The sequence below is a fragment of the Pseudomonas sp. PDM02 genome (assembly GCF_014852285.1).
Lineage (GTDB): Bacteria > Pseudomonadota > Gammaproteobacteria > Pseudomonadales > Pseudomonadaceae > Aquipseudomonas > Aquipseudomonas migulae.
The window spans coordinates 44,223-59,819 of sequence record NZ_JACVBL010000021.1; the positions used below are offsets into that span (position 1 = coordinate 44,223).

At 58.5% G+C, this 15,597-nt stretch carries 17 protein-coding genes; 8 read left to right on the top strand and 9 right to left on the bottom strand.

All coding sequences use genetic code 11. The features are described from left to right. The first annotated feature begins 4 nt into the window (after positions 1-4). The 3 genes from trpD to IB245_RS27670 all read left to right on the top strand — a co-directional run bounded on the left by trpD (position 5) and on the right by IB245_RS27670 (position 2,739). On the top strand, positions 5-1,054 hold the full coding sequence (gene trpD / locus IB245_RS27660; protein ID WP_008027097.1) for an anthranilate phosphoribosyltransferase: 1,050 nt from the start codon (positions 5-7) through the stop codon (positions 1,052-1,054). Then, complete coding sequence (trpC, locus tag IB245_RS27665; protein WP_008035982.1) at positions 1,051-1,887, top strand: indole-3-glycerol phosphate synthase TrpC; 837 nt, start codon at positions 1,051-1,053, stop codon at positions 1,885-1,887. The genes trpD and trpC overlap by 4 nt, the downstream gene beginning before the upstream one ends. A 150-nt stretch (positions 1,888-2,037) precedes the next feature. Then, the gene (locus IB245_RS27670) at positions 2,038-2,739 is read left to right on the top strand and encodes a biotin/lipoate A/B protein ligase family protein (protein ID WP_192229288.1); all 702 of its coding nucleotides are present in this window, start codon (positions 2,038-2,040) and stop codon (positions 2,737-2,739) included. Here IB245_RS27670 and crp read toward each other — a convergent pair. After that, on the bottom strand, positions 2,736-3,380 hold the full coding sequence (gene crp / locus IB245_RS27675; protein ID WP_008027103.1) for a cAMP-activated global transcriptional regulator CRP: 645 nt from the start codon (positions 3,378-3,380) through the stop codon (positions 2,736-2,738). The two genes, IB245_RS27670 and crp, sit on opposite strands and share 4 nt — an antisense overlap. Before the next feature lie 230 nt (positions 3,381-3,610). Between crp and IB245_RS27680 the strand changes: the two genes are divergently transcribed. Then, the gene (locus IB245_RS27680) at positions 3,611-4,033 is read left to right on the top strand and encodes an OsmC family protein (RefSeq protein ID WP_007941657.1); all 423 of its coding nucleotides are present in this window, start codon (positions 3,611-3,613) and stop codon (positions 4,031-4,033) included. Positions 4,034-4,272: 239 nt separating this feature from the next. Next, positions 4,273-5,067, top strand: a complete 795-nt coding sequence (gene speD / locus IB245_RS27685) for an adenosylmethionine decarboxylase (RefSeq protein ID WP_008027106.1) — start codon at positions 4,273-4,275, stop codon at positions 5,065-5,067. Between the two features lie 116 nt (positions 5,068-5,183). On the opposite strand, the gene coq7 is transcribed toward speD, so the two are convergent. From coq7 to hemJ, 6 genes are all read right to left on the bottom strand, one after another. Then, positions 5,184-5,831 (bottom strand): 2-polyprenyl-3-methyl-6-methoxy-1,4-benzoquinone monooxygenase, encoded by a 648-nt coding sequence (gene coq7, locus IB245_RS27690; RefSeq protein ID WP_008027108.1) that lies wholly within the window; start codon positions 5,829-5,831, stop codon positions 5,184-5,186. Positions 5,832-6,012: 181 nt separating this feature from the next. After that, a complete protein-coding gene (locus IB245_RS27695; protein ID WP_008027110.1) occupies positions 6,013-6,351 on the bottom strand; it encodes a histidine triad nucleotide-binding protein in 339 nt (112 codons plus the stop codon). A gap of 81 nt (positions 6,352-6,432) precedes the next feature. After that, the gene (locus IB245_RS27700) at positions 6,433-7,221 is read right to left on the bottom strand and encodes an SDR family NAD(P)-dependent oxidoreductase (RefSeq protein WP_032828658.1); all 789 of its coding nucleotides are present in this window, start codon (positions 7,219-7,221) and stop codon (positions 6,433-6,435) included. Between the two features lie 95 nt (positions 7,222-7,316). Further along, positions 7,317-8,261: a DUF805 domain-containing protein gene (locus tag IB245_RS27705; protein ID WP_192229289.1), complete on the bottom strand. Its 945-nt coding sequence runs from the start codon at positions 8,259-8,261 to the stop codon at positions 7,317-7,319. A 92-nt stretch (positions 8,262-8,353) separates the two neighbouring features. Then, the gene (locus IB245_RS27710) at positions 8,354-9,322 is read right to left on the bottom strand and encodes an NAD(P)H-dependent flavin oxidoreductase (protein ID WP_192229290.1); all 969 of its coding nucleotides are present in this window, start codon (positions 9,320-9,322) and stop codon (positions 8,354-8,356) included. A 33-nt stretch (positions 9,323-9,355) separates the two neighbouring features. After that, complete coding sequence (hemJ, locus tag IB245_RS27715) at positions 9,356-9,784, bottom strand: protoporphyrinogen oxidase HemJ (RefSeq protein ID WP_192229291.1); 429 nt, start codon at positions 9,782-9,784, stop codon at positions 9,356-9,358. Between the two features lie 135 nt (positions 9,785-9,919). On the opposite strand from hemJ, the gene argC reads away from it, so the two are divergent. Next, positions 9,920-10,954, top strand: a complete 1,035-nt coding sequence (gene argC / locus IB245_RS27720) for an N-acetyl-gamma-glutamyl-phosphate reductase (protein ID WP_192229292.1) — start codon at positions 9,920-9,922, stop codon at positions 10,952-10,954. A 168-nt stretch (positions 10,955-11,122) separates the two neighbouring features. Continuing rightward, positions 11,123-11,473: an iron-sulfur cluster insertion protein ErpA gene (gene erpA / locus IB245_RS27725; protein ID WP_007947969.1), complete on the top strand. Its 351-nt coding sequence runs from the start codon at positions 11,123-11,125 to the stop codon at positions 11,471-11,473. Positions 11,474-11,539: 66 nt separating this feature from the next. Here erpA and IB245_RS27730 read toward each other — a convergent pair whose 3' ends face one another. Together IB245_RS27730 and IB245_RS27735 are read right to left on the bottom strand one after the other, a co-directional pair. Further along, positions 11,540-12,631, bottom strand: coding sequence for an anhydro-N-acetylmuramic acid kinase (locus IB245_RS27730; protein ID WP_192229293.1), 1,092 nt, complete (start codon positions 12,629-12,631; stop codon positions 11,540-11,542). A gap of 3 nt (positions 12,632-12,634) precedes the next feature. Further along, on the bottom strand, positions 12,635-14,053 hold the full coding sequence (locus tag IB245_RS27735; protein WP_008027123.1) for a peptidoglycan DD-metalloendopeptidase family protein: 1,419 nt from the start codon (positions 14,051-14,053) through the stop codon (positions 12,635-12,637). Between the two features lie 211 nt (positions 14,054-14,264). Between IB245_RS27735 and tyrS the strand changes: the two genes are divergently transcribed. Further along, the gene (tyrS, locus tag IB245_RS27740) at positions 14,265-15,464 is read left to right on the top strand and encodes a tyrosine--tRNA ligase (RefSeq protein ID WP_008027125.1); all 1,200 of its coding nucleotides are present in this window, start codon (positions 14,265-14,267) and stop codon (positions 15,462-15,464) included. Positions 15,465-15,597 lie beyond the last annotated feature (133 nt).

Consider the following 15,597-nt stretch of genomic DNA (forward strand, 5'->3'; position numbering starts at 1 on the left):
TCCCATGAATATCAAGACAGCCCTCAGCCGTATCGTCGATCAACTCGACCTCAGCACCGATGAAATGCGCGATGTGATGCGCGAGATCATGACCGGGCAATGTACGGACGCGCAGATCGGCGCGTTCATGATGGCCATGCGCATGAAGAGCGAAAGCATCGACGAGATCGTCGGCGCCGTGTCGGTCATGCGCGAGCTGGCGGACAAGGTCGAACTGAAGACCCTCGACGGCGTGGTTGATGTGGTCGGCACCGGCGGCGATGGTGCGAACATTTTCAACGTCTCGACGGCTTCGTCCTTTGTGGTGGCAGCCGCCGGTTGCACTGTGGCCAAGCACGGTAACCGTGCGGTCTCGGGTAAAAGCGGCAGCGCCGATCTGCTGGAGGCGGCGGGCATCTATCTGAACCTGACGCCGGTTCAGGTAGCGCGTTGCATCGACAACGTCGGCATCGGTTTCATGTTTGCCCAGACTCATCACAAAGCCATGAAATACGCCGCCGGCCCGCGCAAGGATCTTGGTCTGCGTACCCTGTTCAATATGCTCGGCCCGCTTACGAATCCGGCTGGCGTGAAACATCAGGTGGTGGGCGTGTTCAGCCAGGCGCTGTGCCGGCCATTGGCCGAAGTCTTGCAACGTCTGGGCAGCAAGCATGTGCTGGTGGTGAACTCGAAAGACGGCCTGGACGAATTCAGTCTGGCTGCGCCGACCTACGTGGCGGAATTGAAGAATGACCAGATCACCGAGTATTGGGTCGAGCCGGAAGATTTGGGCATGAAGAGCCAGAGCCTGCACGGCCTGGCGGTGGAAAGCCCGGCCGCTTCGCTTGAGCTGATTCGCGATGCCCTGGGCAAGCGCAAGACCGAGAGCGGTCAGAAAGCTGCCGAGATGATCGTGCTCAATGCCGGTGCTGCACTCTATGCCGCCGACCTGGCGACCAGTTTGAAAGAAGGCGTTGCCCTGGCGCACGATGCGCTGCACACAGGCCTCGCTCGGGAAAAACTTGAGGAGTTGGGTGCATTTACCGCGGTATTCAAAGTGGAGAATGAGGGATGAGTGTACCGACGGTTCTGGAAAACATTCTGGCGCGCAAAGTCCAGGAAGTCGCCGAGCGTAGCGCTCGTGTGAGCCTGGCCGAGCTGGAAAGTCTGGCCAAGGCGGCCGATGCACCCCGTGGTTTTGCCAAGGCATTGCTGGCGCAGGCCAAGCTGAAGCAGCCAGCGGTCATTGCTGAAATCAAGAAAGCTTCGCCGAGCAAAGGCGTGATTCGCGAGAACTTCGTTCCTGCCGATATCGCCAGGAGCTACGAGAAGGGCGGCGCGACCTGCCTGTCGGTGCTCACCGATATCGATTATTTCCAGGGCGCAGATGCATATCTGCAACAGGCCCGGGCGGCGTGCAAACTGCCGGTGATTCGCAAGGATTTCATGATCGATCCGTATCAGATCGTCGAAGCCCGTGCATTGGGCGCCGACTGCGTGCTGTTGATCGTCTCAGCGCTGGACGACGTGAAAATGGCCGAGCTGGCGGCGGTGGCAAAAAGCGTTGGCCTCGACGTGCTGGTGGAAGTCCATGACGGCGACGAACTGGAGCGGGCCTTGAAAACCCTCGACACGCCGTTGGTCGGCGTGAACAACCGCAACCTGCACACCTTCGACGTCAGTCTGGAAACCACGCTGGACTTGTTGCCGCGGATTCCGCGTGACCGTTTGGTGATCACTGAAAGCGGCATCCTCAATCGTGCCGATGTCGAGCTGATGGAAATCAGCGACGTGTATGCGTTCCTGGTCGGCGAAGCGTTCATGCGCGCCGAAAGCCCGGGCACCGAGCTTCAGCGCCTGTTCTTCCCGGAGCGTGGCGTACCCGTCAGCGGTTCTACCCTCGACTGATTACTGGCAGATCGAGTCGACCCCATCGCCGGCAAGCCGGTCTCGCTCCCACAAGGGTTTTGCTAACGGCAAAGATCCAATGTGGGAGCGAGCCTGCTCGCGATGGCGGCATAAGAAGCACCACAGACTGACCGTCCTATGGAAGACCTTATGACCTCTCCTGTTTCCTTGACCATCGAAGCGGGCCTGCAAGCGGAACAGGATTTGCTGGCCTCAGTCTGCACCGGCGATTCGGAGTTTGCTCTGCTGTTCTGGCAGCCAAACGACAAAGCACTGGTCATGCCACGCCGCCTGAACCGCCTGCCCGGTTTCGAAACCGCTTGCGAGGTATCGGCCGCCGCAGGCTGGCCGGTTCTCTTGCGTGAAACCGGCGGTGAACCCGTGCCGCAATCCGCTTCAACCATCAACATCGCACTGGTCTACGCGCCACCGCGTAGCGAGGGCGACCAGAACCGCATCGAAGCCGCCTATCGCCGACTTTGCGATCCGATCTGTCAGTTGCTGGATGAACTGGGCGGCGTTTCGTCCCTGGGCGAAATCGACGGCGCATTTTGCGATGGCCGTTTCAACGTCAATCTCGACGGTCGCAAGATGGTCGGCACCGCCCAGCGCTGGCGCCAGAGCAAGGGCGGCACGCGCCCGGTCGGGTTGGTGCACGGTGCGTTGTTGCTGGATAACGAGCGCGAATCAATGGTCGCGGCGGTCAATCGCTTCAATGAAGCGTGCGGCCTGGAGCAACGGGTCCGCGCCGAAAGCCACATCGCACTCCATGAGAAGTTCGCCGCACCTGACGCATTGGCACGGCTCGATGCACTCTATCGCCAGTTGCTGGCAGACATGTTCAAGGCTTAGCGCGTCCCGAAGACCACCATGGTCTTGCCTTTGACGTCCACCAGGTTGCGTTCTTCCAGGTCTTTAAGGACGCGACCGACCATCTCCCGGGAGCACCCGACAATCCGCCCGATTTCCTGACGGGTCACCTTGATCTGCATGCCATCGGGGTGGGTCATCGCATCGGGCTGTTTGCACAATTCCAGCAGGCAACGGGCAACGCGGCCTGTCACGTCGAAGAATGCGAGGTCACCGACCTTGCGTGTGGTGTTGCGCAAGCGTTGTGCGATTTGTCCGCTAAGTACGTAAAGAATGTCCGGGTCTTGCTGGGACAGCTCGCGGAATTTGGCGTAGCTGATTTCCGCGACTTCGCACTCGATCTTGGCGCGCACCCAGGCGCTGCGTTCCTGTTCGAGACCGGCCTGTTCAAACAGACCCAACTCGCCGAAGAAGTCTCCGGAGTTCAGGTAGGCAATGATCATTTCACGGCCGTCATCATCCTCGATCAGGATGGTGACCGAGCCTTTGATGATGAAGAACAGCGTCTCCGAGCGGTCGCCGGCGCAAATGATATTGCTCTTGGCCGCATAGCGACGGCGCTGGCAATGCATCAACAGTTTGTCGAGGTTCTTGATCTTGGGTGTAGGGGCAATAGCAACCATGGTTGTATCCCGGAAAGACTGCACGGTGTGTTTGGTTTTTTTATGAGGCACTGAGGTTGCTACAAAGCTGGCAATGCGCCAGCGAATTGGCGCCAGCTTAACAGACACTTCCTGCAATATTCGAGATTTTACCTACAAAGCAAAAGGTTCTGTCCTAGGACGGCAAGCGCTGTCAATCCAGGGCCCTGTGCTAAGCTGGCGACCCTTTTTTATACAGTGGAGTCTTGGCGATGAAGGCACGCATCCAATGGGCTGGCGAAGCCATGTTCCTCGGCGAATCCGGTAGCGGTCATGTCGTGGTCATGGACGGTCCGCCCGATGCCGGTGGTCGTAACCTGGGTGTCCGGCCGATGGAAATGCTCCTGCTGGGTGTCGGCGGTTGCAGCAATTTCGACGTGGTCAGTATTCTCAAGAAGTCCCGTCAGGCCGTCGAAAGCTGCGAAGCCTTCCTCGAAGCCGAGCGCGCGACCGAGGACCCGAAGGTCTTCACCAAGATCCACATGCACTTCGTGGTCAAGGGCCGCGGGCTGAAAGAAGCCCAGGTCAAGCGCGCCATCGAGCTGTCTGCCGAGAAGTATTGCTCGGCCTCGATCATGCTCGGCGCGGCGGGTGTCGCGATTACCCACGACTACGAAATCATCGAACTCGGTTGATTCGACATTCAACTATCATAAAAGCGGTGCAGACTCTGGCGATCCCAAGCTGACGTCTGCATAATGCGCCACTTTTTTCAGGGTCGTGGTCCGTCAACCGACAGGCCGCTCGCCCGAACAGACAACCAAAATCGCCATCGCGAAGAGGTGTTAACCGTCCTACGCAGGTGCGTCGTTCGCATCTGACGGGCATGCTTGATCACGCGGCCCGGGCCGCAATACATAGAGAGTTTTTAACGGTGAAAAGCAAACTCAAGCTCCACGGGTTCAATAACCTGACAAAGACCTTGAGCTTCAACATCTATGACATCTGCTACGCGGAAACCCCGCAAGACCAGCAGGCTTACGTCGAGTACATCAATGAAGAGTACAACGCGAAACGCCTGACGCAGATCCTCACGGAAGTTGTCGATATCATTGGTGCCAACATCCTGAACATTGCCAGTCAGGACTACGACCCACAGGGCGCCAGCGTCACGATTCTGATCTCTGAAGAGCCGGTGACCCCGACCGACAGCCAGATCGAAGAGTCTCCGGGCCCGTTGCCCGAAATCATCCTGGCCCACCTCGACAAGAGCCACATCACGGTGCACACCTACCCGGAAATCCATCCGGACGACGGTATTGCGACCTTCCGTGTGGACATTGACGTGTCGACCTGTGGCGTCATTTCACCGCTTAAAGCGCTCAACTTCCTGATTCACCAGTTCGATTCGGACATCGTGACCGTGGATTACCGTGTGCGCGGTTTCACCCGTGACGTCGAAGGCAACAAGCACTTCATCGATCACGAGATCAACTCGATCCAGAACTACCTGTCCGAAGACACCCGCGACGCGTACCAGATGACCGACGTGAACGTGTACCAGGAAAACCTGTTCCACACCAAAATGCTGCTGAAGAACTTCGAACTGGATAACTACCTGTTCGGCGACGCGACCAACAACCTGTCCCCTGAGCAACGCGCCCAAGTGACGGATCGTGTGAAACACGAAATGCTCGAAATCTTCTACGCGCGCAACATGCCGACCTAAGATTCTCGAGCACAAAAAAAGGCGACTCCCTCACGGCAGTCGCCTTTTTTATTGCCGCAGATCCCATGTAGGAGCGAGGCTTGCCCGCGAAGAGGCCCTAACGAACAACACAATCGTCAGATTCTGTAGGTACTCTTGGTCATCACCTTGGCCATCAAGCTCATCCCGAACTTCACCGGCGCCGGAAAACGAAAGCCCCCAGCCTCCAGCGCACTTTCGGCATGTTGCTCTTCATCAACACGCATCTGCTCAAGAATCGCCCGGGACTTTTCGTCCTCGGCCGGCAGTTGCTCAAGGTGTTCGTTCAAGTGCTTGCACACCTGATGCTCGGTAGCCGCAACGAAACCCAGGCTGACCTTGTCGCTGATCAACCCGGCCACCGCGCCAATCCCGAATGACATGCCGTAGAACAGCGGGTTGAGAATGCTGGTATGGCTGCCCAACTGCTTGATGCGTTGCTCGCACCAGACCAGATGGTCGATCTCTTCTTCAGCAGCATGTTCCATGGCGGCGCGCACCTGCGGCAACTTGGCGGTCAGGGCCTGCCCTTGATACAGCGCCTGGGCGCAGACTTCGCCGGTATGGTTGATGCGCATCAGACCGGCGACGTGCCGGGTGTCTTCGTCGCTCATTTGCGTTTCCGGCTGCACGATCGCAGGGGACGGACGGTACGGCTGGCCGCTGAAGGGCAGCAGGGTACGCATCGCGGCATCGGCTTGCAGCAGAAGACGGTCAATGGGCGAGTAGTGACGTTGGGTAGTCATGCTGATCTCCGGGAGGAATCTCGGCGGCCAGTTTAACCCAATCGGCCGGGGAAGGTTTGCGCTGGGTCATCAACCCTGTAGGAGCGAGGCTTGCCCGCGAAGAACGATAATGCGGTCTATCTGAACAACCGCATCGACCTTTTCGCGGGCAAGCCTCGCTCCTACAGGGATGCGCAGTGGATCAACCCGGCGGCCAGTGCATCTGACGCTGACCCAGCACATGCATATGAATGTGGTAGACAGTCTGCCCACCTTCTTCATTGCAGTTCATGACAACGCGAAAACCTTTTTCGCAACCCAGTTCCAGTGCCAGGCGCTGGGCAGTGAACAGAATATGCCCGGCCAATGCCTTGTCGTCCTCGGTGAGGTCGTTCAAGGTGCGCACCGGTTTCTTCGGGATCACCAGAAAATGCACCGGTGCCTGCGGGGCGATGTCGTGGAAGGCCAGTACCTGGTCGTCCTCGTAAATGATCTTCGCCGGGATTTCCCGGTTGATGATCTTGGTGAACAGAGTATCCACAGCTGTTTTCTCCGTTGTTTGGGCTGGCCTGAGTGTACTCATGGGGGATCCCCGAGCCCAGCCTTTTGCCTTGAAGCCAGGTCAGCGCGGGCAATAGGCCTTGTTGACCATGCCTGTGATGGTCCTGATCAGCCAGCGTGAGCCGAGCCGTGGCAGGAAAGCGAACCAGCGGTTCAGCCTGCCCGGAATAATAATGGCGCGATTCTTATCCAGAGCCCGCACGGTATAGAGCGCGACTTCCTCGGGACTCATCAGCAGTTTGCTGTCGACCAGTTTGTCGCTGTTCAGTTGTGCGGTGCGGAAAAACGCGGTGCGGGTCGGGCCGGGGCAGAGTACGGAAACCTTGACTGCGCATTTCTTCAGCTCGACGCGCAACCCTTCGGAAAAGTGCAGTACATAGGCTTTGCTGGCGTAGTAAGTGCTCATCCACGGGCCGGGATGGAACGCTGCAACCGAGGCGACGTTCAAGATCTGCCCGCCGCCCTGCAAGGCCATGCTGTTGCCGATGGCATGGCACAGGCGAGTGAGGGCCAGAATGTTCACCTCGATCAGGTCTTGTTCGGTCATCCAGTCCTGCGCCAGAAACGGGCCGCAGGTGCCGATGCCGGCGCAGTTCACCAGCAAGTCGATCTGCCGGTCGCCTTCTTCCAGTTCCAGCAGAAACCCGGACAGGCGCAGCGGCTCGCCGAGGTCGCAGGCGCGGAACAACACCTCCACGCCAAAACGTTGGGTCAGTTCAATTGCAATACTTTCCAGCTGATCACGCTGTCGGGCCACCAGAATCAGGCTGCGGCCACGGCGGGCCAGCGCTTCGGCCATCGCCAGGCCGATGCCGCTGGAAGCGCCAGTGATCAGAGCGTAACGGGTCATGCAGTTCTCCATCGCAACAGCTCCGCGCCTGCGACGCAGGTGTCACGGGCGGGGAGCGCTGTTCATTCTTTCGCAGAGTCTACAGGGGCCGGGGCTTATTGGGCTTCCTCGTCTGCGGAATCCGGCACTTCTTCAGCCTCTGCGGCGGGCTCGACTTCCACTTCTTCGGTGGTTAGCGAGCTGCTGTCATAGCTGAGTCCGGCAGCGTCTTCGTACTCTTGCTGGATCGCACTGAAAGCGCCGGCCAATACACCGACAAAGACGATGGCAATGAATACCACCCACAGCGAAGACAACACTTTGACTGCGGTGGTGTTTGGCGGTGGTGGTGGGCCGTAGCGATTGGCGATGGTGTTGCCCGGCACGCACATGAGCACAAACGGAAAGAAGCTGCCTATGAACGGCACTAGATTGAGCAGCCAGAGCCAGCCGGACCAGCCGATGTCGTGCAGGCGCTGAACGCTGATCTGAACGGTGACGACCGCGATGGCGATGCACAGGAGCACCACCACCAGGCCGCCGACAATCAGGCCTGCAGTCGAGTCGCTGGCGATCAGGGCGATGGCGAAAATGGCGACGACCGACCCGACGCCGAGCATGACCAGCGTCGCCACCATGGTCCAGGCCAGATAGCGCAAACGGCCGATTCGCCCTTCGACGCCAAAAGGCTTGAGCGTGCCGAACGGCGGCAGGTTTTCGCCGACCCTGGCCTGAGGTGGTGCGTACGGCGACTCTGGTTCTGCGAACGCGGGTTTACTGCTGGCGGGGGCGTGGTGGTGAGCGTCGGCCAGGTTCAGTTCAATCGAGGGCTCGGCTTCAATGCGGGCTTCGATGCCGGTTTTCGTCAGCGCCTGAAGGTAGGTTTGCGCGTCAGTCTGCGACAGGCCTTGCTTGAGCGTAACAGCCTGTCCGTTGAACAGTCGTTCGACGGCTGCCACTTCGCTTTTGTACAACGCCGCCAGATTGAGTTTGGCGGTGGTGAGGTCGATCCCTGGCAGCAGAGCGCCGTCGAATACGATCTTGAAACGGTTGTCGCTCATTGCGAAGCATCCTTGTCGCGGGTGTTTGAATAGTTAGAGAGTTGCGAGCCCGGAGTGTCAGGCCAGTCGAGGATGACTGGCCAAATTTCCTGCTAACGCGGCCAGCGTTTCGGCAGTTGTGCTGCCAGCTCCAGCGCCTGGCGGTATTCAGCGTCCAGCCGGGCAACCAATTGATCCACGCTCGGTAAATCGTCTATCTCTCCGACGCCCTGGCCGGCGGACCACACGGTTTTCCAGGCCTTGGCTTCATCGCTCAATGGCTTGAGCTTGGAGCCGAAGTTGACCTCGCCCTTGTTTTGCAACGCCGCCATGTCGAAACCGGCGGCTTCCAGGCTTTGGCGCATGAAACTCGCCGGAACACCCGACACCGCTGGAGTATGAATGATGTCTGCCGCTCTGGATGTCAGCAGCATCTCCTTGTAGGCCTCAGGCGCATGGCTTTCAGTGGTGCCGATAAATCGCGTACCAAAGTAGGCCAGATCCGCGCCGAGCAATTGTGCCGCGAGTATCTCGTGACCGTGATTGAGGCAGCCGGCCAGCAACAGCGTCTTGTCGAAGAACTGGCGGATTTCGGCAATCAGCGAAAACGGGCTCCAGGTACCCGCGTGTCCACCGGCGCCTGCGGCAACGGCGATCAAGCCATCTACGCCAGCCTCCGCTGCTTTCTCTGCGTGGCGACGAGTCGTTACGTCATGGAATACCAGGCCGCCGTAGCCGTGGACTGCGTCGACCAGTTCTTTAACGGCACCAAGGCTGGTGATCACGATCGGCACCTTGTGCTCGATGCAGATCTCCAGGTCCGCTTGCAGGCGCGGGTTGCTGTTGTGGACGATCAGGTTCACGGCGTAGGGCGCCGGGTTTTCCATTGTCGCCAACCCTGCTTCGATTTCTTCCAGCCAGGCCTTGAAGCCGCTGCTCTCACGCTGGTTCAGCGCGGGGAAGCTGCCCACCACACCATTACGGCAGCAGGCGAGTACCAGTTGCGGGTTGGAAATCAGGAACATCGGCGCTGCCACCACGGGCAGGCGCAAACGTTGTTCGAGCAAAGCGGGCAGCGACATTGGAAGTACCCCGGTGAGTGGTGCCGATTGAAGTTAGAACGGCCGAACGACGACCAGAATTACGATAGCCAGCAATATCAGAACCGGCACTTCATTGAACCAGCGATAAAAGACATGGCTGCGGGTGTTTTCGCCACGGGCAAATCGTTTCACCTGCGCGCCGCACATGTGGTGGTAGCCGATCAGGATCACCACCAGCGTCAATTTGGCGTGAATCCAGGCACCTTGGCTGAATATGCCTGGGTTCAGCGCAATCAGCGCAATGCCGAATACCAGCGTGGCGATCATCGCCGGGCCCATGATGCCGCGATACAGCTTGCGCTCCATCAGGCTGAAGCGTTCCTTGCTGACGGTGTCTTCGCTTTGGGCGTGATAGACGAACAGGCGCGGCAGGTAAAACAGGCCGGCAAACCAGCAGACCATGCTGATGATATGAAGCGCTTTGAGCCACAGATAAAGCATTTTTGGTTATTCCCAGGTTCACGGTAGCGAAGATAGTAGAGGGTAGAGCGTCCGCACGTCACCTTGACGGTTGTCGCAGGGCGATACGGGCCCTATTATCGACGGCTTTCCAGTGGGTTCGTTGAGGGCAGGTTTATGGTCAAGGTCGGTATCGTCGGCGGCACGGGTTACACCGGTGTCGAACTGCTGCGTCTGTTGGCACAGCATCCGCAGGCAGAAGTGGTGGTGATCACTTCCCGATCCGAGGCCGGTCTGGCCGTGGCTGATATGTATCCGAACCTGCGCGGCCATTACGACGGCCTGGCGTTTAGCGTTCCGGACATCAAGACCCTGGGCGCCTGCGACGTGGTGTTCTTCGCCACGCCTCACGGTGTTGCCCACGCGCTGGCCGGTGAACTGCTGGCGGCCGGAACCAAGGTCATCGACCTGTCCGCGGACTTCCGTCTGCAAGATGCCGATGAGTGGGCCAAGTGGTACGGCCAGCCGCACGGTGCGCCGCAGCTGCTGGAAGAAGCGGTCTACGGCTTGCCGGAAGTCAATCGCGAACAGATCAAGCAGGCTCGCCTGATCGCCGTACCGGGTTGCTATCCAACGGCTACGCAATTGGGTTTCCTGCCATTGCTCGAAGCTAGTCTGGCCGATACCACGCGCTTGATCGCTGACTGCAAATCCGGCGTCAGCGGTGCCGGTCGTGGTGCTGCCGTAGGTTCGCTGTACGCCGAAACGTCGGAAAGCATGAAGGCCTACGCCGTGAAAGGTCACCGTCACTTGCCGGAAATTCGCCAGGGTCTGCGTCGTGCTGCAGGAAAGGATGTCGGCCTGACCTTCGTTCCGCACCTGACGCCGATGATTCGCGGCATTCACTCGACGCTCTACGCGACGGTCGTGGATCGTTCGGTGGATCTGCAGGCACTGTTTGAAAAGCGCTATGCCAACGAGCCGTTCGTTGATGTGATGCCAGCAGGCAGCCACCCGGAAACCCGCAGCGTGCGCGGCGCCAACGTCTGCCGTATCGCCGTGCATCGTCCGCAGGACGGTGACCTGGTGGTGGTGTTGTCGGTCATCGATAACCTGGTAAAAGGTGCGTCGGGTCAGGCGGTGCAGAACCTGAACATCCTGTTCGGTCTGGATGAGCGTCTGGGCTTGTCGCACGCCGGCATGTTGCCGTAAGGCTTCAGCCCGCTCAGCAAAAAGGCCCGTTGAACGGGCCTTTTTGCGTTTCGAGCCGGCGATCGGGTTTATTGATATACCGTAACAATAGTTGACCGCTTTTCTAGGAGAAGCGGATAATGCGCGTCATCACGCATTATGGCGGCGTAACGCCGGGAGATAGTCAGCATGAGCGTCGAATCCTTCACCCCCACGGCTTTGCAATTTACCCACGGTGCCGCGCACAAGGTGAAGAGCCTGGTCGATGAAGAGGGGAATGATCGCTTGAAGCTGCGCGTATTCGTTACGGGCGGCGGTTGTTCAGGTTTTCAGTACGGCTTCACCTTCGATGAAGAAGTGGCCGATGACGACACCATCGTCGAGCGCGAGGGCGTGAGCCTGGTCGTCGATCCGATGAGCTTCCAGTACCTGGCAGGTGCCGAGGTGGATTATCAGGAAGGTCTGGAAGGTTCGCGTTTCGTGATCAAGAACCCGAACGCCAGCACCACGTGTGGTTGCGGCTCTTCGTTCTCGATCTGATCGCGATTCACCGCATTACAAACGCCGCATGGCCTCAGGGCTCTGCGGCGTTTTGCTGTCTGGCGTTCAGGCCGGGTAGATGGCGCCAAGTACGCGCAGGCCGCGAGCGCCGGTGACGCTTGGGCGATTGGCCGCGATGCCTTCCAGGCAGCAATGAGCCAGCCAGGCGAAGGCCATGGCTTCGACCCAGTCCGGGTCAACGCCATGAGTGGCGGTGCTGCTGACGTTCGCGTTTGGCAGCAGGCTGGCCAGGCGCTTCATCAACGTGGCGTTGTGCGCACCGCCGCCGCAGACCAGCAACTCTCGGGTATCCGCCTGGGCGCTTTGCAATGATTCGACGATGGTCAGCGCGGTCAGCTCAAGCAGTGTTGCTTGCACGTCTTCGGCGGCGAAGGTCGGCAATTGCGAAAGATGCTGTGTCAGCCATGGCAGATTGAACACTTCACGGCCGGTGCTCTTCGGGCCTTTGGTCACGAAGAACGGATCACTGAGTAGCGCTTTCAACAGAACAGGTTCGACTTGGCCGCTGGCTGCCCATTGGCCGTCACGATCAAAGTTTTCGCCGCGTTGCTGATGAATCCACGCGTCCAGCAGTACGTTCCCGGGGCCGCAGTCGAAACCGGCTACGGGTTGGCCGGGTTCGATCAGGCTGAGGTTGCTGAAACCGCCGACGTTCAATACCGCGCGGTTGCCCGCTTGCTCTTCAAACAGCGCTTCGTGAAACGCTGGCACCAGTGGTGCGCCTTGCCCGCCGGCCGCAACGTCGCGACTGCGGAAGTCACTGACCACGGTGATACCGGTCAATTCGGTCAGCAGGGCAGGGTTGCCGATCTGTACCGTGAAGCCGCGTGCCGGTTCGTGGCGAATGGTCTGGCCATGGCTGCCAATCGCGCGAATGTCTTCGGGTTTCAGGTTTTGTTGGTCAAGAAGGGTGCGAATGCCCTGCGCCGCTAGGGTGACCCAGTTTTGCTGGGCGATGGCGGAGCGGGCAATCTCGTCCGGGCCACTGGCGCACAAGCCAAGCAGCTCGGTGCGCAGGGAATCAGGCATGGGAATGTAGTTCGTGGCGACCAGTCTGATCGCCGGGTTCAACTCAACCAGCGCGATGTCCAGGCCATCGAGACTGGTTCCGGACATCACACCTATATAGAGCGTCATGGCTTAGCGCTTGCTCGAAGCCAGTTGGGTGGATTTCTCTTGGTCCATACGCGCCATCAGAGGCTGACTCTGCGCGAGGAAACGTGCCCGTTCTGCTTTGGAAATTGGATCGGCCATCGCCACTTTTTGACCTAGTGGATCGACGTGCACACCATTGACCTGGAACTCGTAGTGCAGATGCGGTCCGGTGGACAGGCCGGTAGTGCCGATATAGCCAATCACTTGACCCTGCTTGACGGAGCTGCCGGTCTGCACACCTTTCGCAAAGCCCTGCATATGGCCGTACAGCGTGCGATAAGTGTTGCCGTGCTGGATGATCACGGTATTGCCATAACCGCCGCGACGGCCGGCCAACAACACCTTGCCATCACCGGCCGCCTTGATTGGCGTACCGCGCGGAGCTGCGTAGTCGACGCCTTTGTGAGCGCGGATCTTGTTCAGGATCGGGTGTTTGCGGCCCATGGAGAATTTCGAGCTGATGCGGGCAAAGTCTACCGGGGTGCGGATAAACGCCTTGCGCATGCTGTTGCCGTCAGCAGTGTAATAGCTGCTGTTGCCTTGTTTGTTTGTGTAACGCACGGCGGTGTAGGTCTTGCCGCGGTTGGTGAATCGCGCGGAAAGAATCGGGCCATTGCCGACAGCCTTGCCGTTGACGACTTTCTGTTCGTAGATCACGTCGAACTCGTCACCCTGGCGAATATCCTGGGCGAAGTCGACGTCATAGCCAAACACGCTGGCCATGTCCATGGTCAGGCTGTGGGACAGGCCTGCGCGCGCGGCGGATTGCGACAACGAGCTGTTGATCACGCCGTGAACGTAGGCGGAGCGCACGGTAGGCTTGGCGGTGATGCGGTTGAACACATAACCCTTGTCATTCTTGGTCAGGGTGATGCTTTCGAGGTCGCTGACCTTGCTGTGCAGGTTGGTCAGCTGACCTTCGGGGTTCAGTTCGAATTCGAGTTTCTGGCCGTGTTTGAGTTGGCTGAATTGCTTGGCCTGCTTGTCGCTGGCCAATACTTCATGCACCGAAGTGGCCGGAAGGCCGACTTTCTCGAACAGCGTGGAGAGCGTATCGCCTTTGGCGACGATCACTTCCCTGTGATTGGGACCCTTCTTTTCTTCGACAACCGGCGCGGGTTTGGCCTGGGCAGTTTGCTGGGGCTCTTCGGTGCTGTCTTCGATCTGCGCGAAAGGGGAAGTTACCGGCTCATTTGTGGCTTGGGCGACGTCGGCAGCGTCTTGATCTTGTGTCAGTTGTTCAGCAGGGCTTTCCAGTTCAAGACTCAGGGTCGTCTTTTTGGCTTCTACATCACTGGAAGGAAATACCAGAAGCGCCAGGCTCAGAAGGGCGGCGATACCACTTGCTGCGAGCAGGTGGGTCTTCGGGTAAAGCGGGGGCGCTTTAGACGATTCTTTGGTCATAGGTAATTTTGACTTTGAAAAAGATGAATTGGAAAAGATGAATGACATGATGAAGATGAAATAACTGTATAAAATATAACCAAATCATCTCTGAAGCAAGTCCGCGGTCACTCTGTCAGCGGACTGGCGTCATTGCGCCGGCCAAACTTTGTATTTGACGCGTGATCTTGTATGGTTGGTTCCCTTTGAATTCGAGCCTTGCGGGTCTGTTATGAAGTCGGTTGAAGAGCAGCTAGCGCTGATCAAACGTGGTGCAGAAGAACTGTTGGTCGAGTCCGAGCTGATCGAAAAGCTCAAGCGTGGCCAGCCGCTACGTATTAAGGCAGGCTTCGATCCGACCGCGCCGGATTTGCACCTGGGTCACACGGTGCTAATTAATAAGCTGCGCCAGTTCCAGGAACTGGGGCATCAGGTGATCTTCCTTATAGGTGACTTCACCGGGATGATCGGTGATCCGAGCGGCAAGAGCGCTACGCGTCCGCCGCTAACCCGTGAGCAGGTTCTCGAGAATGCCGAGACCTACAAGACCCAGGTTTTCAAGATTCTTGATCCGGCCAAAACCGAGGTGGCGTTCAACTCCACCTGGATGGATCAGATGGGGCCGGCCGACTTCATTCGCCTGACTTCGCAGTACACCGTTGCTCGCATGCTCGAGCGCGACGATTTCGACAAGCGCTACACGACCAATCAGCCAATCGCCATCCATGAGTTCCTCTATCCGCTGGTTCAGGGTTACGACTCGGTCGCCTTGCGCGCGGATGTCGAGCTGGGCGGTACCGATCAGAAGTTCAACCTGTTGATGGGGCGTGAGCTGCAGCGCGGTTATGGGCAGGATCCTCAGTGCATCCTGACCATGCCGTTGCTTGAAGGTCTGGATGGCGTGAAGAAGATGTCCAAGTCCTTGGGCAACTACGTCGGTATTCAGGAAGCGCCGGGAGTGATGTACAGCAAGCTGGTTTCGATTCCGGATGCGCTGATGTGGCGTTACTTCGAATTGCTCAGCTTCCGTTCCATGGATGAGATCAATGCGTTCCGCGCCGATGTCGAGGCGGGTGCCAATCCGCGCGACATCAAGATCAAGTTGGCCGAAGAGATCGTTGCGCGCTTCCATGGTGAAGAAGCAGCAGCCAATGCTCATCGTGCAGCGGGCAATCGTATGAAGGATGGCGAGCTGCCGGACGATTTGCCGGAAATCGAATTGACCGCTACTGAAGATATGCCGATCGCTGCTGTCCTTAATAAGGCAGGCCTGGTGAAGAACTCGGCGGTAGCGCGTGATCTGCTGAATTCCGGCGGTGTACGTATAGATGGTGAGGTTGTGGATCGCACCTTTATATACGTGTTGGGCGCGACCCATGTTTGCCAGGCTGGCAAGAAGGCATTTGCGCGTATTTCGCTCAAATCCGAATAAAGCTGGAATTAGGGGTTGACGGCAGATTCTAGAAGTCTATAATTCGCCCCACTTCCGGCGCAGTCGAAACGGAAAACTCCTTGGTAAACAATGAGTTGCGCAGTTTTCGACAGCGGGTTGCTTCAGATCATCG

What these genes read in the sequence shown, in the direction of transcription:
- trpD (WP_008027097.1), top strand. Translation starts at nt 5, where the DNA reads ATGAATATCAAGACAGCCCTCAGCCGTATCGTCGATCAACTCGACCTC.
- trpC (WP_008035982.1), top strand. Translation starts at nt 1,051, where the DNA reads ATGAGTGTACCGACGGTTCTGGAAAACATTCTGGCGCGCAAAGTCCAG.
- IB245_RS27670 (WP_192229288.1), top strand. Translation starts at nt 2,038, where the DNA reads ATGACCTCTCCTGTTTCCTTGACCATCGAAGCGGGCCTGCAAGCGGAA.
- crp (WP_008027103.1), bottom strand. Translation starts at nt 3,380, where the DNA reads ATGGTTGCTATTGCCCCTACACCCAAGATCAAGAACCTCGACAAACTG.
- IB245_RS27680 (WP_007941657.1), top strand. Translation starts at nt 3,611, where the DNA reads ATGAAGGCACGCATCCAATGGGCTGGCGAAGCCATGTTCCTCGGCGAA.
- coq7 (WP_008027108.1), bottom strand. Translation starts at nt 5,831, where the DNA reads ATGACTACCCAACGTCACTACTCGCCCATTGACCGTCTTCTGCTGCAA.
- IB245_RS27700 (WP_032828658.1), bottom strand. Translation starts at nt 7,221, where the DNA reads ATGACCCGTTACGCTCTGATCACTGGCGCTTCCAGCGGCATCGGCCTG.
- IB245_RS27705 (WP_192229289.1), bottom strand. Translation starts at nt 8,261, where the DNA reads ATGAGCGACAACCGTTTCAAGATCGTATTCGACGGCGCTCTGCTGCCA.
- IB245_RS27710 (WP_192229290.1), bottom strand. Translation starts at nt 9,322, where the DNA reads ATGTCGCTGCCCGCTTTGCTCGAACAACGTTTGCGCCTGCCCGTGGTG.
- hemJ (WP_192229291.1), bottom strand. Translation starts at nt 9,784, where the DNA reads ATGCTTTATCTGTGGCTCAAAGCGCTTCATATCATCAGCATGGTCTGC.
- argC (WP_192229292.1), top strand. Translation starts at nt 9,920, where the DNA reads ATGGTCAAGGTCGGTATCGTCGGCGGCACGGGTTACACCGGTGTCGAA.
- erpA (WP_007947969.1), top strand. Translation starts at nt 11,123, where the DNA reads ATGAGCGTCGAATCCTTCACCCCCACGGCTTTGCAATTTACCCACGGT.
- IB245_RS27730 (WP_192229293.1), bottom strand. Translation starts at nt 12,631, where the DNA reads ATGACGCTCTATATAGGTGTGATGTCCGGAACCAGTCTCGATGGCCTG.
- IB245_RS27735 (WP_008027123.1), bottom strand. Translation starts at nt 14,053, where the DNA reads ATGACCAAAGAATCGTCTAAAGCGCCCCCGCTTTACCCGAAGACCCAC.
- tyrS (WP_008027125.1), top strand. Translation starts at nt 14,265, where the DNA reads ATGAAGTCGGTTGAAGAGCAGCTAGCGCTGATCAAACGTGGTGCAGAA.